This window comes from Campylobacter hominis ATCC BAA-381, from assembly GCF_000017585.1.
GTDB classification, from domain to species: Bacteria; Campylobacterota; Campylobacteria; order Campylobacterales; family Campylobacteraceae; genus Campylobacter_B; species Campylobacter_B hominis.
Genome location: NC_009714.1, coordinates 117,183 through 136,637 on the forward strand (window position 1 = coordinate 117,183; position 19,455 = coordinate 136,637).

General features: G+C 25.6%; 24 protein-coding genes. 14 read left to right on the plus strand and 10 right to left on the minus strand.

Annotated features, from left to right (window positions below):
- Positions 1-202: 202 nt before the first annotated feature.
- Positions 203-1,360 (minus strand): tyrosine-type recombinase/integrase, encoded by a 1,158-nt coding sequence (locus CHAB381_RS00675; RefSeq protein ID WP_011991595.1) that lies wholly within the window; start codon positions 1,358-1,360, stop codon positions 203-205.
- A gap of 974 nt (positions 1,361-2,334) precedes the next feature.
- On the opposite strand from CHAB381_RS00675, the gene CHAB381_RS00680 reads away from it, so the two are divergent.
- The 12 genes from CHAB381_RS00680 (at position 2,335) to CHAB381_RS00735 (ending at position 11,038) form a co-directional block, all read left to right on the plus strand.
- Positions 2,335-3,453: a hypothetical protein gene (locus CHAB381_RS00680; RefSeq protein ID WP_041570437.1), complete on the plus strand. Its 1,119-nt coding sequence runs from the start codon at positions 2,335-2,337 to the stop codon at positions 3,451-3,453.
- A gap of 41 nt (positions 3,454-3,494) precedes the next feature.
- Complete coding sequence (locus CHAB381_RS00685) at positions 3,495-4,136, plus strand: hypothetical protein (protein ID WP_041570438.1); 642 nt, start codon at positions 3,495-3,497, stop codon at positions 4,134-4,136.
- The gene (locus CHAB381_RS00690; protein WP_011991596.1) at positions 4,133-5,128 is read left to right on the plus strand and encodes a type IV secretion system protein; all 996 of its coding nucleotides are present in this window, start codon (positions 4,133-4,135) and stop codon (positions 5,126-5,128) included. Before CHAB381_RS00685 ends, CHAB381_RS00690 begins: the two co-directional genes overlap by 4 nt.
- Positions 5,129-5,140: 12 nt before the next feature.
- Positions 5,141-5,557, plus strand: a complete 417-nt coding sequence (gene ssb / locus CHAB381_RS00695; protein WP_011991597.1) for a single-stranded DNA-binding protein — start codon at positions 5,141-5,143, stop codon at positions 5,555-5,557.
- A complete protein-coding gene (locus tag CHAB381_RS00700; RefSeq protein WP_041570439.1) occupies positions 5,554-5,790 on the plus strand; it encodes a hypothetical protein in 237 nt (78 codons plus the stop codon). Before ssb ends, CHAB381_RS00700 begins: the two co-directional genes overlap by 4 nt.
- Positions 5,787-6,491 carry a TrbM/KikA/MpfK family conjugal transfer protein gene (locus tag CHAB381_RS00705; protein WP_011991599.1) on the plus strand — a complete coding sequence of 235 codons (705 nt, stop codon included), beginning with the start codon at positions 5,787-5,789 and terminating at the stop codon, positions 6,489-6,491. Before CHAB381_RS00700 ends, CHAB381_RS00705 begins: the two co-directional genes overlap by 4 nt.
- Before the next feature lies 1 nt (position 6,492).
- Positions 6,493-6,846, plus strand: a complete 354-nt coding sequence (locus CHAB381_RS00710; protein WP_041570440.1) for a hypothetical protein — start codon at positions 6,493-6,495, stop codon at positions 6,844-6,846.
- Between the two features lie 3 nt (positions 6,847-6,849).
- Entirely contained in the window at positions 6,850-8,676 is a 1,827-nt protein-coding gene (locus CHAB381_RS00715; RefSeq protein WP_011991601.1) for a toprim domain-containing protein, read from the plus strand.
- A gap of 121 nt (positions 8,677-8,797) precedes the next feature.
- Positions 8,798-9,088 carry a hypothetical protein gene (locus CHAB381_RS00720; protein WP_011991602.1) on the plus strand — a complete coding sequence of 97 codons (291 nt, stop codon included), beginning with the start codon at positions 8,798-8,800 and terminating at the stop codon, positions 9,086-9,088.
- Positions 9,089-9,716: 628 nt separating this feature from the next.
- Positions 9,717-10,145, plus strand: a complete 429-nt coding sequence (locus tag CHAB381_RS00725) for a hypothetical protein (RefSeq protein WP_011991603.1) — start codon at positions 9,717-9,719, stop codon at positions 10,143-10,145.
- Positions 10,146-10,167: 22 nt separating this feature from the next.
- The gene (locus CHAB381_RS00730) at positions 10,168-10,488 is read left to right on the plus strand and encodes a nucleotidyltransferase family protein (protein WP_011991604.1); all 321 of its coding nucleotides are present in this window, start codon (positions 10,168-10,170) and stop codon (positions 10,486-10,488) included.
- Entirely contained in the window at positions 10,481-11,038 is a 558-nt protein-coding gene (locus CHAB381_RS00735; protein WP_024962963.1) for a HepT-like ribonuclease domain-containing protein, read from the plus strand. The genes CHAB381_RS00730 and CHAB381_RS00735 overlap by 8 nt, the downstream gene beginning before the upstream one ends.
- 12 nt (positions 11,039-11,050) lie before the next feature.
- Here CHAB381_RS00735 and CHAB381_RS00740 read toward each other — a convergent pair whose 3' ends face one another.
- Complete coding sequence (locus tag CHAB381_RS00740) at positions 11,051-12,673, minus strand: relaxase/mobilization nuclease domain-containing protein (protein WP_011991605.1); 1,623 nt, start codon at positions 12,671-12,673, stop codon at positions 11,051-11,053.
- A 181-nt stretch (positions 12,674-12,854) separates the two neighbouring features.
- On the opposite strand from CHAB381_RS00740, the gene CHAB381_RS00745 reads away from it, so the two are divergent.
- Positions 12,855-13,412: a hypothetical protein gene (locus CHAB381_RS00745; RefSeq protein ID WP_016647455.1), complete on the plus strand. Its 558-nt coding sequence runs from the start codon at positions 12,855-12,857 to the stop codon at positions 13,410-13,412.
- Positions 13,405-14,655, plus strand: coding sequence for a MobP1 family relaxase (mobP1, locus tag CHAB381_RS00750; RefSeq protein ID WP_011991606.1), 1,251 nt, complete (start codon positions 13,405-13,407; stop codon positions 14,653-14,655). Before CHAB381_RS00745 ends, mobP1 begins: the two co-directional genes overlap by 8 nt.
- 50 nt (positions 14,656-14,705) lie before the next feature.
- Here the strand turns inward: mobP1 and CHAB381_RS00755 are convergent, their stop codons facing one another.
- The 8 genes from CHAB381_RS00755 to CHAB381_RS00790 all read right to left on the minus strand — a co-directional run bounded on the left by CHAB381_RS00755 (position 14,706) and on the right by CHAB381_RS00790 (position 19,394).
- On the minus strand, positions 14,706-14,930 hold the full coding sequence (locus tag CHAB381_RS00755; RefSeq protein ID WP_011991607.1) for a hypothetical protein: 225 nt from the start codon (positions 14,928-14,930) through the stop codon (positions 14,706-14,708).
- A gap of 92 nt (positions 14,931-15,022) precedes the next feature.
- Positions 15,023-15,559, minus strand: a complete 537-nt coding sequence (locus tag CHAB381_RS00760) for a hypothetical protein (RefSeq protein WP_012108042.1) — start codon at positions 15,557-15,559, stop codon at positions 15,023-15,025.
- Between the two features lie 33 nt (positions 15,560-15,592).
- Positions 15,593-16,156 (minus strand): hypothetical protein, encoded by a 564-nt coding sequence (locus CHAB381_RS00765; RefSeq protein ID WP_012108043.1) that lies wholly within the window; start codon positions 16,154-16,156, stop codon positions 15,593-15,595.
- Positions 16,157-16,239: 83 nt separating this feature from the next.
- Complete coding sequence (locus CHAB381_RS00770; RefSeq protein WP_012108044.1) at positions 16,240-17,247, minus strand: toprim domain-containing protein; 1,008 nt, start codon at positions 17,245-17,247, stop codon at positions 16,240-16,242.
- Positions 17,219-17,704, minus strand: a complete 486-nt coding sequence (locus CHAB381_RS00775; protein WP_012108045.1) for a hypothetical protein — start codon at positions 17,702-17,704, stop codon at positions 17,219-17,221. Before CHAB381_RS00775 ends, CHAB381_RS00770 begins: the two co-directional genes overlap by 29 nt.
- Positions 17,705-17,720: 16 nt before the next feature.
- Positions 17,721-17,966 carry a hypothetical protein gene (locus tag CHAB381_RS00780; protein ID WP_012108046.1) on the minus strand — a complete coding sequence of 82 codons (246 nt, stop codon included), beginning with the start codon at positions 17,964-17,966 and terminating at the stop codon, positions 17,721-17,723.
- Positions 17,967-18,225: 259 nt separating this feature from the next.
- On the minus strand, positions 18,226-19,110 hold the full coding sequence (locus CHAB381_RS00785) for a zeta toxin family protein (protein WP_012108048.1): 885 nt from the start codon (positions 19,108-19,110) through the stop codon (positions 18,226-18,228).
- Positions 19,107-19,394 (minus strand): hypothetical protein, encoded by a 288-nt coding sequence (locus tag CHAB381_RS00790; protein WP_012108049.1) that lies wholly within the window; start codon positions 19,392-19,394, stop codon positions 19,107-19,109. The genes CHAB381_RS00785 and CHAB381_RS00790 overlap by 4 nt, the downstream gene beginning before the upstream one ends.
- Positions 19,395-19,455: the final 61 nt, after the last annotated feature.

Genomic DNA, 19,455 nt, shown 5'->3' on the forward strand with positions numbered 1-19,455 from the left:
TTTAATCGTTAATTATAACTTTTTTTATGTTATAAATTATTTAATACGGAAATTTTAAAATTTTGCTATTTTAAAAGTTATAAGCTGTATAGCCTATAAATAGAGCTATGGATACATTTAAAGCTGTAAAAATCATTCTATTTATTATAAAATTTAACACATTATAGCATACTTTTTTAAAAATATGTCTAAATTTTAAATTTTATATGACAACATCATTTAAAAAAGTGGCTCTTTTTTTAACTTCTTTGGGTAGATATTTGGCATAAGAGCGATAAGTTTCATTTAAATCCTTATGTCCCATCATTTTGCAACCAACCCACATAGGCTCTTCACCACGACTTAGCATTACAGAAGCAAAAGAGTGGCGAGTGTCGTAAAGCCTACGTTTATTATAGCCAAGTTTTTCTTGCAAATTGTTGAATTTAACTCTAATCATAGAGCGAGACAGCTTAAAAATTTGTTCATCTTTATGGGCATTATTAAGCTTTATAAGCTCTTTATATACTATATCAAGCATATCAATAACTCTATTGCTTGATTTGGTTTTGGGTGAATCAATAACACCTAAATCAGAAAGAGTTTTATTGATGCGAATTTGCCTATTTTTAAAATCAAGATCCGCATAAGTAAGAGCAAAAATCTCCCCAGTTCTAGCACCAGTAAAGAATGCAACAACTAAAAATAATCTAAGCTCTTCATCACCAGCATTCCTAATAAGAGTTAAAATCTCATCAAGACTAAATGGTACAAATTTATCAGTTTCTTGTGGTTCATATTTTTGTTTAAATCTAGGAATAAAAAATGGATTTTTAGAAATTAAATCATTATTAATAGCATAACGAAACAACATTTTAAAAAAAGAGCAGTATCCACTAATAGAGCTATCCTTTAAGCCCCTATCTTTGCAATACTGCACAAATTCAACACTATGATGCCTTTCAAAATCAGATAGGTAGTAAATATTTTTATTTTCCAAAAAATCACTAACAACATTGCTCATCGTACGATAAAAATTAACAGTTTTATCTTTTAAAAACGATTTCTCTTGCAAGACTTTATCAATAACATTATCAAAGCTAAACTCGCTCGTATTTTTTATGGGTGTAGTACTTTCTTTCCCTTTTCTTAGTCTGCGATCAACCTGCTCATCCTCAAGTTCATAATATTCACGCTGAGCCTGTTCTAACTCTACACGAGAGCCAAGAAACATCTCGTAATTTTGGCGAATATAATTAAAAGCTAGAGCTGATTTTTTAAGACCAGTAGAACGGCGTATTCTAACACCATCTTTTTGGCAATCAACATAAAATCTACCTTTATGAACATATATATTTTTATTTTTTTCTAAATTTTTCATAAAAATATTTTAGCAAAATTTTTTCAATAAAGCCAATAACTACTAACGAATATAAATAAAATCTTAAAAAATAAATTAATATAAAAACTTAATATAATTAAAAAAGAGTAAATTAGTCCTTTGAAGCTTAAATACCAATATATAGAGATTTAAAAAATTAAAATAATAAAAAATAAGCTAAATTTAGCCTAAGTTTTACAAAATGTCCCAATAAATAGAATTTTTATATTAAGTTTAATATAGTTAAAAACAGATTAAATTACGATAAATAGGCAAGAAAAAGCATTAAGCAAAAATTAGTTTAAAAGTTTAAGTTTTTACAAAATGTCCCAACCCTACCTATATATAAAAAACAGTATAAAAAAGGGAAAGAAGTGGTTGAGAATTTTATAAATTTAAATTCAAAAAAAAAAAAAAAAAAAAAAAAAAAAAAAAAAAAAAAAAAAAAAAAAAAAAAAAATTCAAATGAGCTTTTAAAAATATAAGATGATTTGTTTTTAATTGTAAATTTAGAAATTTTTAAAATTTTTATCGTAAGTTATAGTTCAGGAGCTGATTTTTAAAAAAATTATAATACGGATCAAAATTTTTTTATTTAAGTTTAGTTTAAGTATTTTAAGCAATTCTTAAATTTTTCTTAATTATATATAACTAAAACTTATAATTTATATTTTAGAGCAAAATTTTAAAAAATTAAACATTGGTCTATTTTTTTGAGATTTAAACAAGATTTGGTTAATTTAAAGGGGGTAAAAACGGCTTTAAAAAATTAATTCAATAAAATATTCAAAAAAAGAATAAAATTGATTTTTAGGCATTTAAAAGCCATTTAAAAGCGTTTTTATAAATTTAGTTGCTTTTTCTTTTTTTTGTATGCCACTTTTTAAAGCAAGTGTAAATTTTTTTAAAGATAGAATGCTAATTGTAGTAATAATTATATAAGCTATCTAGAATATTAATAATTAGGAGAAAAAATGGCTGAAGATTTAACTCAGGAACAATTAGAAGAATGGGGATATTTAAAAGAACAAGAATTGGTAGCAAAAGAGCCATCTGTTAAAAAATACAATGCACAAAATAATACACAAAAATCAGAACTTGAAGAAAACGAAGAAAAAGAAAAACAAGTACAGAAGAGTTTTAATCGCTCAAATGAAAAATTAAACAAAGATACAAGAGAAGCTTTGGGAATTTTAAGTGAAAAATTAGAAATTAATGAGCAGATAAAAGATAGACAAGATGAGTTAAATGAAATTAAAAATCCAAGAATAACAAGAGACAAAGTAAAAGATAGCATAAACAAATTAGAAAGTAACGAAGTTTTAAAAGATAGCTTGGATATTTTGAAAGAAAAAGAACAAGTTGAAGAGCAGATAAAAGCAAAAGAAAAAGAAATTAAAGAAAAACAAGAAGAAAAGACTGAAGACAAGGAACAAAACCAAGAAACACCAAAAGAAGACAAGACAAAAGAAGCCGAACAAATTGACTGGAACAAAAAAGCTGATGAGCTAGAGTTACAACACGAAAAAGAGCTAGAAGATCTAAAAGACAAACAATCAAGACTTGAAGCAAATTTTCAAAAATCAATTGATAATCTAATGAATAGCGATGGAATTACTGGAGTTATAACAGCACTTCAAGAGATGGATAGAAGCTTGGAAATAATGCTTAAACAAGGTAAAGAAGAGAGCGAAGCTAAAAATAGACAAAGAGCAGAAAAACTAGAACTTGCATTTGATAGTCCAAAATTTAAAGATGCTGTTAGCAATCTAGTAAAAGAAGTTTATGATGAAAGAAAAAAAGTAAAGGGCGGATTGGATGAAATGGAAAAAGAACGCTCAAATTTTGCAAAACTAAGCACAACATATGATAAGTTGACAAAAAATAAAGAATTAGACCTAGATGGATATCAAAAACTTAAAAAAATGATGGATAACATAGAAAAAGAAACTCCAAATTTTAAAAATACATATCCAAAAATGCATAAAAAAGTAAGTAAAACACTAGAAAAAGAAAAAGAAAACATACTCAATAAAACACTAAATAAAACAAAAGATCAAGAAAAAGATAGGTCACTAGAAAAAGAATTATAAAAATCAATAAAAATGAACAAACAATAATAAAGGAAAATAAAATGACACCAAAACAACAAAGAGATGCAGTTGAGAAAATACTAGAAGAAAGTCAAAAGATAGTTAAAGATGATTTTCTAACTCTAAGAAAAGAATATATAGAGTTAAATCAAGGCTTAGCAGTAGCTTATGATTACGATAAAGATAAATCACAAAAATATGTAAATAACGCAAATCGAATGATAGAGCAATCAAAAAAGCAAGATAGCATGGGAAAATGGGAAAGAGATGAAGACACTAATGAAAAAATACTAATTCCGCACAAAGATGATGAAAAATTATATGACAAATTTAAAAAAGATAACAGAGATCTCTATAAAAAACTAGATAATGAATTCTCATCTATGAAAACAGAATTATCTTTTTTTAGAGATACAAAAGAAAAATTAGATGAATTTAAAAGAAACCCATCAGAAAGAAGTGGATCAAATCTTTTAAAAAATTTTATAGAGCTTGAAGAAAGTAAAGCATTCACAAAAACAGATAAGCAAGGTCAAATAAAATTAGAAACAGGAAAAGAAATCAATAAGGAAAGATTTTATAAAAACTATCCAGAAGCTACAGAAAAGCTAGAAAAAAACATAAAGATACACTTAAAAAATCAAGAAAACAATAAATACAATGAAAAAGGGAGAGAAATATGAAAAAAGTAATGCTATCTATCACCACAGCATCAGTACTTTTTTTAAATAGTGCAACTGCAAGTGGAATACCAACAATTGATGTTGCTGCAATTGCTCAAGCAGTAACTGGATACACACAATCTCTAAAAGATTACGCAGAGCAAATAAAACAATATGAACAAATGGTAAAAGATACTCTAAATTTTGAAAAACAGATGAAAGAATTTGGAGTTGATATGAATGATGTTAATCAAATTTTAGGTGATGCAACAAAGATGATTGATGATATGAAAAATATATATAGTAACGTACAGAGTATCCCTGAAGATATTATGGGCGATATTGCAAGGGTTAAGACTGCTTGTTCATTTTTAGAAACAAATAGTCAGTTCTTTGGTCACACTGTAAAAACATCAAGCTCAAAGATAAAAGACAAAGTCAATCAATGCACCTTTGCTTTAAGAAATGGGGCAAATGTAAGCAAAAGCATAGAAGAAATTACACAAAAGATGAATATATCACTTGATCCAATAGAAAGAGCAAACTACAAGGCTCAAATAGCGAATATAAAAAATGCTGAAAGATTTTTGCAAGAAAGAAGTAATATAGAAAAGACAAACACTCTCCTAGCTTTTGAAGATACTTTTAACAACGCAGATAAAACAAATAGATACTCAAAAGCAAGTATGCAAAATGACTTTAAAATTTTAGCCACTCAGCTAAGCAAGGCGAATAATCAAAAACAAGCCCAAGCACTCACAAATTCTATACTACTTAAAATTTTAGAAAATTTACAACACCAATATGAGCTAAACATAAACTATACAAGCACTATGGCAACAGCAAGTAGAGGGCTAAGTGAGCAAAACAACTTTAAAAATATGGATGAAGCTAGTTTTGATCAAACTGTAGTAGAACATAAGCGAAATGACACATTATTTGAGCCAACAACAAAACAGCTTCCAAAAGATGAACTAGGACTACCAAAATTCATCTTTAAAAAAGATAATTAAAAAGGGAAAAGAATGAATAAAGTACAACTATGTGGATATTTAGGGCGAGATTTTGAATTAAGATACAGTAGTACAACTGGCAATGCAGTAGGCATAAATTCACTTGCAATAAGTAAGAGATTTAAAGACAATAGTGGACAAGAAAAAGAACGAACTGAGTGGATACCAATAAAGCTATTTGGTAGAACTGCCGAAGTTGCAAATCAGTACTTTAAAAAAGGGTCTCAATTTTTATGCTCAGGAGAGCTATATACTGATGATTATGTTGATAATAATGGAGTTACTAGATATACATGGGGTGTTAATGTCAAAGAGTTTTATTGGTTAAACAATAAAAGGGAAAAAGAAGAAGTAGATGCCAATGTAAATTTAAAACCAGCATTAGATCAAGAAATTTATAACGATGACTTTAAAGAAGAGCTAGAATGATGTTTAAAAAAGATAACTCAAACATAGAAAAAAAGTTAGATGAGATAATCATTGCCATTAAAGACTTAAATAATTCTATTTTAAATTTAAAAATGAATGAAACCAATGAAGCATATAATCAAAACATTTATCGTGGCAATATGTACCAATTTACAGATATGTTATCTCAAACATTAAAAGAAATAAACAGCAAGATAGAAGATAGAATAATTTACTTAAAGGAACAACAATGAAAAAACAAATTTTAACTATAGCTTCAGCTTTAATTTTAGCAAGTAGCCTAAGTGCTGGGGATATGTTAACAGGAGACACAAAACTTGCTTGTGAAGCAATTTTATGTTTAAGTAGTGGCACAAGACCAGGAGAATGTAGTCCAAGCATTAATAAATATTTTAGTATAAAACACAAAAAATGGAGCGACACCGTAAATGCTAGAAGAAATTTTTTAAGACTCTGCCCAGTAGATGGAGCTGATGAGAAAGATCCAATTTTTGCTGATTTAAGAGACAATGTACTTCCAAATGTAGACGCTAGAAAATGCACAGCAGATTATATTAACAATCATCCTGAAACAAAATGCGTAAAAGAAAGTTGTGGCGAAAGGCGTTGCAGATGTGTAGAGTATGAGTATAGACCAGCAACAAAAATGCCAACAGGATGCGAAGCATTGATCGCACACTCATATACAAATATCCGACCAGTAAATACTTGTGGAACTACAAGATGGTATAGCGAAAATGAGTGGAATGGCGGAAAAATAAACATAAAAATATCAGAAGATGAATTTAAAAGGCTAAAATCAAAAGGAGCTACAAATATAAGCTCATATGCCAATAATAGTAAATTTTGTAGGAGAAATAAAAATATGAATTTTTGCAATAGTTTCTACAAATTTGATGAAATTAAAAAGGATTGTTGGATAAATAGGGATTAAGATGAGCATGTATCCTCCAGTAATTATTGAAGTAGAGAAAGAGATAATAGACGATTTATCTGGTTTTTTAGCTGAGTATGAAGTTATAGATACTTTAGACATTATAGAAAAATCTAAAGCTGATAAATTTGAACCCATAGTTTTAGAAAATTTTGATAATTTTAAAATGCACGGTGGAGCTGTAACTTATTATAAAGCACACTATAGCAATGAAAAATTTACTGATATTTTTAATGGCAAATTTAAAGAAATTGATGAACTTATAGAAAAATATAAAAATGATGAAGTGTTATATATAATCTATGTGTGGGATACAATTTACGCAAAGGCTTGGGAAGTAATCAACAAGGAATAAAAAATGCAAAAAGAAAGGGAAGAAAAACTCAAAGGACAAATTAAGACCTTAAAAGAAATCAGTGCAAAAAAATCCAAATCCCAAAAAGAAGTAATTAAAGATTATATAGGGATATTTTATTCAAATATTTACAATACGACAAGGGGCTGGGAAGCGATAAACAAATTTCCAGAATACATATACAAAAATGTTAATGAAAATAAAGCAGAAAATGCATTTAAAGAGACATTAAACGCTATTACTAAAGCAGATGGTGTTAAAAACCTGCAATTAGCTCTGTATAAAAATATGTGCAGTTTAGAAGTAAGCAAAGACAAAGATGAACTAACAATTAATATACTTCCCCTTTCTTCAAAGTATAAATTTGAAGATGGAAAAATTGGCTCACAAAGACAGGGGAATGATGAAGCAATAACACTTAAAAATTTAACATTTCACAAAAACGAAATGGATAAAATAAATTATAAAAATTTTACAAAAGAAGTAGATAATTTTATAAAAAATATTGACAAATATATACCGTTAGTTGAAAAAGAATTAAATAGCATAAAAAAAGAAGAAGTAAAAAGTAAAGAAATAAATAGCAATAAGGTGGAAATACAACCAAACAAACAAAATTTAATAGAACTACCACTAGATGAAATTTTAATAAAAAATGGATACTACGAAAAAAGAAATAAAAGTAGTCGTAATTATAAAACACTTACAAACGATCAAGATGATACAATCATAATATCAAGACAATCAAATGGGCATTATCTGTACTTTAATCCCAACGATGACAGCGACAGGGGAAATATATATAATTTTACAAAAAATCGTGGTATAAGAGCAAATGATCTACTAAGTAGTGAAAATATAGATATAAATAAGTTGAAAAGTAGTGTGGAGTCAATAACAACTATATCTCAAAGCAGTAGAAAAGCAATAGAAAACTATAAAAATTTAGAACAAATAGCAGAAAATTCATTTTTAACTACAGCAAGAAAAATAAGTCCTGAAATTTTAAAAGAATTTAATGATTTAAAGCAAGATAACAAATACGGCAACGCAGTAGTTCCAAGTTATATATGTAAGAATTATTCATACAAAGATAGCGAAATTCAGCTTTTAATACAAGCAGGAAGCATAAGCTACCTATCAAAGCCTTTAACACAAGATACACAAGGAAAACTATATGATAAGCCGATTAAACAGCTTTGTAATGGAAGTAAAGGATTAGAAATTTTAAAAGCCAATGATTCGCAAAAAAATTTAAAAGATTTTAAAAATATAGTTATTTGTGAGAGTATGATAGATACTTTATCATACTGCGAATTAAAAGGCTTAAATTTAAAAGAAACTTTATTGTGCTCGACAAATGGTCAAATAACAAGTAGTCAAAAAGAAGTATTTAAATTTTTAAATGAAAAAGCAGTAAATGCGAATATCATACTAGGCTTTGATAATGACAAAAAAGGGAAAGAATTTGATGTAATAGCAAAAGAAATAATCCCTAGAGCCACCACTGACAAAGCGATTTTAAAGGATTTTAGCGATGATTTAGTGATAGGCAAAACATTAGGGCTAAAAGCCAATGAAATCAGTAAAGAAAGCCTTACAAAGCCATTAAATGATTTTAGTAAAAAGGTTGAGTACTTATCAAAAAAGTACGAGTTTTTAGAGCCACAAGCCAAACATGAAAGAGTAAAAGAATTGTTTGGATATAACATTCCTAAATTTAAAGATATTGCACCAAAAATACAACCATTAGCAGGTATGAGAGATTGCTTTAAAAGATTAAAACTTTTAGAAAACAAAATAAGTAACGAATATTCAAGAAGAATATAAAATAAGAGCGTTAGGAAAATCCCAACGCTATTGGTTTTTGTGCATTCATATTATAGCTAAAAATTAGCCAAAATACAACAATTTTAAAGAACAAATTAAGAAAAGAAAAAAAGGAAACTTAATGGATAAAAGTTATAATAAATTTGAACGAGCATATGAAATCATGACAGAGCTTATAAAAGAATCACCACTTCCAATAGATCCAATAGAACTTAACGATATAGAAACTAAAGAGCTAAAATATTTAAAAAAATCACTTGAACTTATGGCTTATTATTTGCACACAATAGGATTTGAATTTAAGGGCATAACAGAAGAAATACTAATTCCATTATATGAAGAGCTAGAAAAAAGAGAAACACATAAAAATAAAAAAAGCAAAAAGAAAATAGAAAAAATTACTAATATTTGATTTAGCAAACAACTAATAACAAACTACATTTTAACTTTAAATAAACTCATAAATAAACTTATTACAGACTAATAAAAAACTCAAAATTAAACTTACTATACACTAATAATAAACTTATTATAATAAAAAATACAAGATTTAATAGTAAATTTAAGTATATAAAATTTAAAAAAGGGAGAAAGAAATAGAAGATAAAATAATTGTTGTATAAAACGATCGGTTTTTTAACTTTAAGATATAATTAAGTTTTAATAAATGAGCTTTTATCCCCTTTTTATCGTGCTTTACTACTGATTTGATAAATTTAAAAAATTACAAAATGTCCCTATTGGTTTATAATAACAATCAAATACTTAAAATCAAAAGTAAGCAATGAGTAGAAGTTTAAAGATTAAAGTTACAATTTATTATAAACTACTATTTAACTGATTTATAAGCTATAAAAAAACTACTTTATAATACTAATATAGAACTTTTAAAAAACTGTTTTATAATACTAATATAGAACTATTTTTAAACTAACTTTTATCTAAAATATAGTATAATTTTGTAAAAGTTAAAAATAAAATTATATTGATATCCAAATAAGATGTGCTATAATTCTAAAATTTAAAAAAGGAAAAGAGTGATGAATAAACTTAAAATTTTAAGTTCAATGGTTTTAATAGGATTTGTTTTATTGGGGTGTAATGGAGAAGGAGAAGTTAGAAAGGGATTTGTTAAATTAGAAAATACAAATCCAACCATAAAGCAAGAAAATTATGATGCTATGATTAATAAATTAAAAGAAAAAATTACAAACAAAGACTTTGAATTTTACCATGCAGAAACATTGTTTAATGGCGAAAATTGGAAAAACTATACGTCTGAAGATGCATTTGGAAAATTTACAGCATGGAAACAGCAAGGCAGGTTAATAAATGATCAAAATCTTGTCGTTGTTGTAGTAGATAAAAACAATAATAAAGTGGGTTCTGCATATGAAATAAAATGTTCAAAATATGGAAAATTTGAATGTGATCCTGAGCATATAATAGTAGTGCCAAACGGAAAATAATTTTAAATATAGGATAAAAAAGATGATTTTAAAAAAGGATGCTATATTAAAATATCTATCAGAGCTAAAACCATATCTTCAAAAAGATGGCATCAAAGAAATTGGCTTATTTGGAAGTTATGCTAAGGATTATGCCGATGAAAACTCAGACATAGATATAGTCATTCTAGCAGATAAAAAAGAATTCTTAGAAAGGTTAAACGCCTTTAAGGCACTTAATTATTTAGATAATTTAAGAAAGCAAATATCAAAAAAATTTCATAAATCTGTTGATATTTGTGATTTTTATTCAGAGCAAAAAATGAAAGAAGACAAAATAATAAAAGGAGCAATTTATGTCTAAGGCTATTCGCAGACTAGAAACAGCAATAGAAAAAATAGAAGCAATAGAGCAAATTTGTAGCATTAAGGGAGTTACAAAAGCTCTAGAAGATGAGTCAATACTAAAACCAGCAATAATGAAACATTTTGATGTAATTCATCAACAATTTAAAAAGCTAGAAAGAGACCAAGAATATAAAGTTTTAAGTAAATTTGACAAAGTCGAATTAAGGGGAGTAAGAGATATGAGAAACATATCTTCCCATGATTATGATAATATACAAAACGAAATCGTAGAAGAAACAATACGCAAAGATTTACCTAAACTCAAAGAAAGCATACAAGAAGTTTTAAAAGAAACAAAAAAAGAGCTATGCAAAAATTTAGAGAAAAATATTGATTATTTTACTAAAAAACAAGATATTTTAATGCCACAAGCAAAAACAGATCTTATAAAAAATATTAAAAAAGAGTATGAAAAACTGCAAGAGTATAAAATTGAACTAGATAAGCCGTATAGCGATAAAATAAAAAACATTATTAAGGAAAATTCAAAAGAAAATCAAAGATAAAAAGGGAAAAAACTACTCCCTTCCAATATCTCGCTTGGTTTCAGTTCTACTTTTAATTTTTGATTTATCTCTTTTTATATCATGGCTAAATTTAGCCTGTAAATCAGCTTCTTTTTTGATTTTTAAAAGCATTTCATTGGGCTCTTTATTAAGCAGTTTTACGCCATGAAAATACTCCTTAAACAAAAACTCATCCCCTTTTAACTTTTCACTTTTTAAAAGCCTTTTGGCAGTGTATTCAAACCTCTTCTCGCACACATTAGTGATAAATTCTTTATTATCATTGAGCCTTTTTTTAAATTCTTTTTTTTCATTTTCTCCAAGTTCTGAATGCTCTAAAATATATAAATTTTTATCCAAAATTTCAAGCTTTTTACCAAGTTTAAAAAGGCTTTCATTGGAGCCTAACATACGAGTAATAATCAAGCTATCATCAAAGTATTTTTTAGCATCATCATCTTTTTTATTACGAAGTACAGCAATAGCTCTTCTAACTTTTTTAGAATTTTCAAAATCAGCTTTACTAGCACCTTTATTTTTAGGATGGAGTTGGTTGTAATTACGGTTAAAATTTTCAAGTAAAGTAAGAGCATTTGATCTGTCTTTATAATTTTCTAACTTCATCTCATTAAGCCTAGTAGCCTCAAATGATAATTTATTTATTTTTTTAATCTCAGCTAAAATTTTATTTTGTTTATCTCTAATCTCTTTATTACTGGCTTTAAGTTCCTTAGCAAATTTAAAGGCTTTTTTGTTTCTTTTTTTGGAGTATTGTAAAAACAAATTTAAAAGATCTTTATTGGCTTTTTTAAGTTTTTCAAGTTCATCATTCATAGCTTCAATACGGCTAGATGTGGCTTTATATTTTTCTTTATTTTTATCTTGCATTTTATCGTAATAGTCGTTTATTTTATCCTTTGCAGTATAGTCATCAGCTTCAAGTTTTAGATTTAATTTTATATTATTAAATTCACGCTTTAAATCTTTTTGTAAAAAATTTTTATTTTCATAATTTAATCCACGAGCAGATAAAGCATAGGCAAAATTAGTTCTAGTATCATCAAAGAAATCCCTAATCTCGCTTTTTGAATTAAAGTGAATCTTTTTATTTGTAAATTGATTTCTTTTATTTAAAACAACATGCACATGTGGATTGTTTTGATGAGTGTGTAAAACAAAAGTATACTTATGACCTGCAAAATTTGTTCCAAGCACATTTTTAACGCTATCTTGTAAAGCTTTTAAAGTTTGTTCATCACTACAAGACTCTTTTATAGAAAACATTAAATGCCATGCATCTTTTGAGTTTTGATTTTTTCCAAAATCTTTCTTCCAATCAGCCATAACTTCATCAGAGCTTACTCTCTCCCCTTTTTCATTTATAGCGTATCCATCAAGTGAATTTTTTAAAGCATAATCAATGCATCTTTTAATAGAAGTTTGTGGTAAATTTGAAATCATTTTAACGACAGATTGTTTAGAAAATTTATTTTTTGAAAAATTAATGTGAGTTCTAGAAAACCCTCTACCACTTCCAAAAGAAACATTTTTATGTTCAGATTTTATAAATTTAGTCCGACCAGCTCTTATAGCTTTTAACTCATCAAAATATTTATTCCAATCAACACTACTCAAAAAATTCTCCGAAAAATAAAAATAAAAATTTGAAATAAAAAATTTATTTGTAAAAAATGTTAACGTAGAAAAAGTTAAAGAAAGATAAAAGCAGAAGTAAGGCAGGATAGCCTTTTTGGTTTAAATGTAATACATTATAAAACCAAAAAGGCGAATTTCTGCGAAGCTCATAAGGATATAAATGGATAAAAAAGTTTTAAAAACAATTAGAATTGATGCTGAAAACTATAAAAATATTGAAGAGCTTATAAGTAAAGATATTGGCTATAATTTTTCATCTATTGTTAATGCTGCTATCTATAATTTTTTTAACAGTGACTATGATATTAAAAAAAGCATTATAAGATTAGATGATGATAGTAAATTTAAATCTGTTAGAGTAAATTTATCAAAAAAAGAATATAAATATTTTGATATGTTATCTTCTTATAATGGATTTAGTTCAGTTAAACAAATAATTAAATTCATTTTATTGAATTATATGGCTGATGAAAATAAAAAACTTTTTAATAATATAGAGATGTTAGAGTTGGTAAATACTACAAATGATTTAAATAAACTTGGTAGAAATATTAATGAAATAGTTAAACTTCTTAGAACTAAAAAATCATATGAATTTAATATAAACTTTGATAAGTTGGCTGATGTTTTTAAAGAGATAGATGATAAAATTTTAGAAATAAATGATTTGATAACTGAATATAAAAAAATATTAAATTTGAAAGTAATTAATGGTTAAAAAATATAAAAAAGATGAACTTGATGATTTATTTATAGCTAAAAAAGTTTTTACCGAATTAGATAAAAAACAAAAAAACTCATACTCATATAAAAATAAAATTGGTAGTTATAAATATCATTCAAAACAACCTATATTTTCTGTAAAAAATTATACAAAAAAACAAACTGAAGTAGTTATTAAAATAACTGGCTCTAGCAAAAATTTTGGATCGTTAAAGGCACATTTGAAATATATATCTAGAAATGGCGAATTAGAAATTGAAAATAGTGATGAAAATATTTTTTTTGGAAAAGATGATTTAAAAAATATGTCAAATTCTTTTAATGAAATTATAGAAATTCCTACTGAAAATGAAATAAGAAACAATAGTTTAAAAGAAAAAAGAGAAGTTTTACATTTTGTTTTTTCTATGAAAGATTATAACGATGCACCATTAAAAAAGATAAAAGAAGCAAGTATAAAAACTATGAAAGAAATTTATCCAAATAATTATTTCGTGATAGCTATGCACAATGATACAGACAATCCACATTGTCATATTGCAGTAAAAGTAAGAGATAAAAATGGCAAAAGAATAAATCCAAAAAAATCCGACTTAGCATATATGCGGGCAATTTTTGCAAAAGAGTTAAGAGCTTTAAAAATAGATGCAACTGCTACAATAAAAAAAGATAGTATAAATTTTAAAACTGATGAATTTTTAAATGACAAGGTAATAAAATTAAGAGATGATTATAAAAAACCAGAGCATAAAAATCACTACTATGAAGTTATAAGTTACGGAGAGGCTCATTATAAATTTGATATAAATAATAAAAAAAGTTTTTATGTTAGATATAGAACTACAAAAGGACAAGATATAGATATTTGGGCTGATGATTTAAAAAGAGTAGTTCAGGAAAACGATGTAAGGACAGGAGATTATTGTAGATTTGCAATAACAGGTGAAAAACCAGTAGTAGTGCAATTTAGAGATAAAAAAACTGGTATTTTATGTCAAAAAACAAGTTATAAAAAAATGTGGGATGTGTCGATTGAAAATAAAAAAGAAAAGGCACTAAAACCATTAAAAAATTTTACACCTAATGAAATTATCGGCATAAATTCTGATGATATTAATGACAATAGAAAAAATGATAACGAAGTCTTTGATAAACAAAAATCTAGTAGAAAAAGATCGTTAGAGATTAAGAAAAAAGATAATCCAATAGAAAATAAAAAATATAAAAATATAGAATAGTTTTTATATTATATAAATATAAAAACTATTATAATAATATAAATAATATTCTAAATATCAAGAGCTTTTCTTATCATAGTTTCTTTAAATTCTGTTATGTTAATACCTTTATCTTTTAAAATTTTGTTAAGCTCCATATCCTTGACTAATAACTTTCTCATATATGCATTTCTGGCTATAAATTCTTTTTCGCACATATCATCTAAATATTCAAGTTCATTTTTATGTAAATAAATACTTACTTGTGTTGTTTGTCTTTTAGGCTTTTTAGCCAATTTATCTGCCTTTTTTAAAGGTTTGTAAGTCTTCTTGTTGCTTAAGAGCATCTTTGATGTTGATGTTTAATTTTTCTGCCATTTTGTATCCTTTATTTTTTAAAATTAAAAGCAAAATTTATAAAAAATATATTAATCGATAAAATCAAATTTATTATATATTTTCCAAAAAATTTTAGCATTAAAAACGATAATAAAACTATTCCTATACTATTTTCAAAACCTATATTTTTTATTAATTCCCAAGAATTATTCAAGCTAGGTGTCCAAATTTTAATGTTGTAATTTAATATTTCGGGTGATGTTAATACTGTAAAAAATCCAACTAGAATAAGTAATAATAAAAAATCTATAAAATTTGAAAACCCAATAAGTCTTATAATTGGAGATGATAATATTATTGAAACAGTTAAAAATAAAACTAAAATACCAAGCCAATATATTATAAAAAAACAAAAGTATAGTATTCCAACATAAAATGCTAAATTTATAGTCCAGCCCATAAACTGTGTTTCTGTTTTATTCCAATCTTTTTGTATTTGTTTTTCTCTTTTTGCATCTTCTTCTTGCATTCTTTTTAGATTTGCTTCATATAATTTGTCTTCTTCACTCATTTCATCAAAAATCATAAAAATCCTTTTATTATATTGATATAAAACATATTATTTATAAGCCTTAATTTTATAAAGTAATTTTTTATATTCATCTATAAAATTTGCATAACTATTTTTTGATAAACCATTTTCATTATAAAGTTCCATAAAAGACATACCAGTATTTATTGCATTATTTAATATTTTAGAGTTTTTAAAATAATATATAGGAAAGTTTTTATATCTTACTTCTAACTCACTCATTAAGAAATCTTTTTCTTTATCATCTTTATAATCAGTTGCCAAAATTATAATATTGGGGTTTATGTTTTCAATTTCTTTTATTGTTTCCAATGTTCTTAAAAACGAATTATATGTTGGTAAGCAAGGCACTATTATACAATTACAGATTTTTATGATATCTAAAACACCACTTGCATTAAAACCACCAAAGTCATAAACACAATCATCTAATGGTTTTACTTCATTTGAGATCATAGCTTTATTTGGATAAATTTGCTCTATGCAAGAATTATCATTACTTTGTAAAAATAAATCTAAATCTTTGGCTATGCTAAAAGCAAAAGGTGTCTTACCAACTCCACCCTTTTTATTAAGTAAAGATATTTTCATAAATTTCCTTTTTAAATTTTTTTATAATTATACTTTATTTTATATTAAATTAACTTTAAAAATATAAATTAATATATAAAATATTAATTTATATTTTTTTCTATTATTTTACTATTTGATGATATGATTTTTAAATAATCAGTAAAATCAAAACCTTTTTTTAATTTATCAGTAAAACCTAGTTTTTTTGCTATTTTTTCCCAATCTATAATTTCAGTTTTTTTAGTAATGCCTTTTAAATCTTTTTCTAAAATTTTCGAACCGTTTTTTCCGCTCTCGTCAAAATCATATGCTATAACAACATATTTATCTTTAAAATAGTTTAAAAATTTATTATCTATATTTTGTGTTGCACTACCTAGTGTTATAGCATTAAATCCATTTGCTAGTGCATTTAAGCAGTCTTTTTCACCCTCTAAAATAAAAATAGGCTCATTATTTTTACTAAATTTTTCTAAATTTTTTATATCAAATAAGGTTCTTTGTCTGTTTTTTGAAAACATAACTTTTGGTAATTGTATAACACCACCATCACTACCAATAAAAGGAGTTGGAGTTGGGTTGTATTTCCAAAATGTTAGGCAATTACCATTTTCATCTTTAATTGGCATAATTAATCTATCGGCTTTTTTTGAGTATCCAATTTCATATTTTTTTGCAATTTCTCTTTTTTGCTCTTTATTTGCTGTTGGCATTGTTTGACTTAAAAGTTCCCAAAATCTACTGAAATTCTCTTTTCTTTCTTTTTGAAAATTATCAATTATACTTTGTGATATGTAATGTGGCATACTGGAATTTTCTTTTTTGATATTTTCATAAGATTTAAAATTTGTAAAACTATTATCTGTATTTAGATTTAACATTGAGCTAATTTTTCTAAAAGCATCTTTTTGCTGATAGTTGTGAAATTCTACTAAAAAATCTACTATATCGCCATACCATCCACTTCCAAAATCTTTAATTTTTCCATCTTTTGGATTTATAGAAGCACTAGGAGTGTGTTCATCTCTTATTTTAAATTTATAAGAACGATCGATTTGGTATCCTAATGCATTTAGTATTTCAGCTGTTTGTTCTTTTGTAAGTTGCATTTTTTTCCTTATTTTCTACAATATTACATTCGTTTTTAAGGCATTCTATTTTTGTCCCATCGAACAATATAAATGTTGTTTCATCTTCTTTTAAAAACCAAACTGATCCTATTTTATCACTATTAATTTCTATTGCTTTTTTTCCGCCATAGTATAAAGTTTCAAACCCTCTAAAATCTTGATAAATAATATGTTTATCTTGATAAAATCTAGTCCATTTTCCTATTTCTGTTGCAATAAGCATTATAATAAATGCAACAAGAAATAGATTAAAATTTGATTTTTTTTGATAAAAAATTATTATTCTTGAAAATTCTATTATAGCTGCAAAAGCTAAAGCTATAAATATTTGTATAAGATAATTACCCATACTATCTTCTGTATTATAATAAATGCCTATTATAAGTAAAGCATTAAACACTACAACTAGGCTCATTATTAAAATTTTATTTTTCATTGTTTTTTTCCTAAAATCAATTTTTTGAAATTTCTTCAACTTCTTTTAAAATATTTACAGGTTTTTTTAAAATTTCATCACATCCATAAATTTCATAAAGTTTTAGAAATTCTTTAAACAGTGTTGTATTCAATCGTTTATTTGTGGTATATAAATTAGTTTCTTTTGTTTTTATGTGTATAATTTGATTATAAACACTATCGGTTTTTACAATATTATTATTCCCAACAATAAGCACATTGCCTTCATTTTCTTTTTTCATTTTTTGTCCTTTTATGTTTTGTGTTATTATCTTGTGTCAATATTTTTTCTATTCTTTTGTCTAAAATGTATCCTAATAAAAATCCAAAAACAAACGCAAATAATAAAAGATAATCAATCATAATGTTCTTTTTTATAAATTTTACATTTATTGCCGTTTTCATCAGGAATCTTTAAAAATTTATATTTTTTATCCATCTTCTGCTCCTTAAATTTTACTATTTTTAAATATAAAATCTATTAAAATAATATAAAATAAATTATTTTATTTCCATATTATTTTCTTTGTTAATTTTTGTTTTATTGTTAAAAATATTTTCTACTGCTTGAATTGTTTTATTTTTTATATTATTTAATTCTTCGTTTGTAATTGCTTTTTCTTTATTTTTGCCATTTAACACACGAGTAATTAACTTATCTATTTTATCAATATTGTGTAATTTAGTTTTATCATTTTTGTCAAAAACACAATGTTGTTTATATTGTAGACTTCTATATATAATTTTTATATCTTTAAAATCATATTTTTGTGCTAATGTTTGTGTTGATTTTCCTAAATTTTCGTGACATTCTTTTTGAAATTCTTTTGAAATTTTACGTGGTGGATCCGCAAAAATTCCTTTTTCATATCCTATTTTTCCATTTAAATATCTTTGCTCAGCTGAGCTTATGCTATGATTTTTATTGCAAGTTACTACATATAGATTTAACTCATATCCATTTTCCTTAAATTTATCTAATTGTTTGCTTACTGTATCGGTTGAGCTTAAAGTTCGCTCCAGTATGACGTTATAACCATTTTCTATAGCCTTATCGATAAGTTTTTCGCCAACTTCTCTCATAAATGGATTTGTATAGATTGAATAATCATCACTATCTTTTGCACCTTTTTCATAAATTTCTCTTGCATTTGGATGTAAAGCTCTATAATCATCTAAATTTATAACTACACAATTTCCTTGCATAGAGTCTTCAATTTTTGAAATAGTAGTTGATTTACCAGCACCAGGCTGTCCACCAACCAAATAAAGTTTTGGAGTTTTATTTTGGCGATGACACGATTTTGAAATTTTATCCCATTCATTATTTGAAATATTATTAACATCTTGTGTAGTAAAATTTGATAATTTTTTTAAATCAGTCATTTTTTATACTTTTTTGCAATAAAATCATATTTAGATTTTAATTCATCTAAATAAGTTACATACTCATTTTCCCAATATTTCACTGTTTTGTCTTTTTCTTCAAATATTCTTTTTTCTGCAATCTCATTTATTTTGCACCAAGCATTTTCTTTATAAGGGTCTATATTATTATTCTTTAATAAAGAATATAAAATACTGCTATTATTTCGTAAAGCACAAGTCCAAAATTCAAACTCATCACCACTCATTGCATAATCCCAATCTAAGTCTAAATTTATACCCATTTTAAATCCTTTCTTTTAAGTTTGTTACTCATTTTTTATTTTATAAAAATTATACCATAAT

What these genes read in the sequence shown, in the direction of transcription:
- CHAB381_RS00675 (WP_011991595.1), bottom strand. Translation starts at nt 1,360, where the DNA reads ATGAAAAATTTAGAAAAAAATAAAAATATATATGTTCATAAAGGTAGA.
- CHAB381_RS00680 (WP_041570437.1), top strand. Translation starts at nt 2,335, where the DNA reads ATGGCTGAAGATTTAACTCAGGAACAATTAGAAGAATGGGGATATTTA.
- CHAB381_RS00685 (WP_041570438.1), top strand. Translation starts at nt 3,495, where the DNA reads ATGACACCAAAACAACAAAGAGATGCAGTTGAGAAAATACTAGAAGAA.
- CHAB381_RS00690 (WP_011991596.1), top strand. Translation starts at nt 4,133, where the DNA reads ATGAAAAAAGTAATGCTATCTATCACCACAGCATCAGTACTTTTTTTA.
- ssb (WP_011991597.1), top strand. Translation starts at nt 5,141, where the DNA reads ATGAATAAAGTACAACTATGTGGATATTTAGGGCGAGATTTTGAATTA.
- CHAB381_RS00700 (WP_041570439.1), top strand. Translation starts at nt 5,554, where the DNA reads ATGATGTTTAAAAAAGATAACTCAAACATAGAAAAAAAGTTAGATGAG.
- CHAB381_RS00705 (WP_011991599.1), top strand. Translation starts at nt 5,787, where the DNA reads ATGAAAAAACAAATTTTAACTATAGCTTCAGCTTTAATTTTAGCAAGT.
- CHAB381_RS00710 (WP_041570440.1), top strand. Translation starts at nt 6,493, where the DNA reads ATGAGCATGTATCCTCCAGTAATTATTGAAGTAGAGAAAGAGATAATA.
- CHAB381_RS00715 (WP_011991601.1), top strand. Translation starts at nt 6,850, where the DNA reads ATGCAAAAAGAAAGGGAAGAAAAACTCAAAGGACAAATTAAGACCTTA.
- CHAB381_RS00720 (WP_011991602.1), top strand. Translation starts at nt 8,798, where the DNA reads ATGGATAAAAGTTATAATAAATTTGAACGAGCATATGAAATCATGACA.
- CHAB381_RS00725 (WP_011991603.1), top strand. Translation starts at nt 9,717, where the DNA reads ATGAATAAACTTAAAATTTTAAGTTCAATGGTTTTAATAGGATTTGTT.
- CHAB381_RS00730 (WP_011991604.1), top strand. Translation starts at nt 10,168, where the DNA reads ATGATTTTAAAAAAGGATGCTATATTAAAATATCTATCAGAGCTAAAA.
- CHAB381_RS00735 (WP_024962963.1), top strand. Translation starts at nt 10,481, where the DNA reads ATGTCTAAGGCTATTCGCAGACTAGAAACAGCAATAGAAAAAATAGAA.
- CHAB381_RS00745 (WP_016647455.1), top strand. Translation starts at nt 12,855, where the DNA reads ATGGATAAAAAAGTTTTAAAAACAATTAGAATTGATGCTGAAAACTAT.
- mobP1 (WP_011991606.1), top strand. Translation starts at nt 13,405, where the DNA reads ATGGTTAAAAAATATAAAAAAGATGAACTTGATGATTTATTTATAGCT.
- CHAB381_RS00760 (WP_012108042.1), bottom strand. Translation starts at nt 15,559, where the DNA reads ATGATTTTTGATGAAATGAGTGAAGAAGACAAATTATATGAAGCAAAT.
- CHAB381_RS00765 (WP_012108043.1), bottom strand. Translation starts at nt 16,156, where the DNA reads ATGAAAATATCTTTACTTAATAAAAAGGGTGGAGTTGGTAAGACACCT.
- CHAB381_RS00770 (WP_012108044.1), bottom strand. Translation starts at nt 17,247, where the DNA reads ATGCAACTTACAAAAGAACAAACAGCTGAAATACTAAATGCATTAGGA.
- CHAB381_RS00775 (WP_012108045.1), bottom strand. Translation starts at nt 17,704, where the DNA reads ATGAAAAATAAAATTTTAATAATGAGCCTAGTTGTAGTGTTTAATGCT.
- CHAB381_RS00780 (WP_012108046.1), bottom strand. Translation starts at nt 17,966, where the DNA reads ATGAAAAAAGAAAATGAAGGCAATGTGCTTATTGTTGGGAATAATAAT.
- CHAB381_RS00785 (WP_012108048.1), bottom strand. Translation starts at nt 19,110, where the DNA reads ATGACTGATTTAAAAAAATTATCAAATTTTACTACACAAGATGTTAAT.
- CHAB381_RS00790 (WP_012108049.1), bottom strand. Translation starts at nt 19,394, where the DNA reads ATGGGTATAAATTTAGACTTAGATTGGGATTATGCAATGAGTGGTGAT.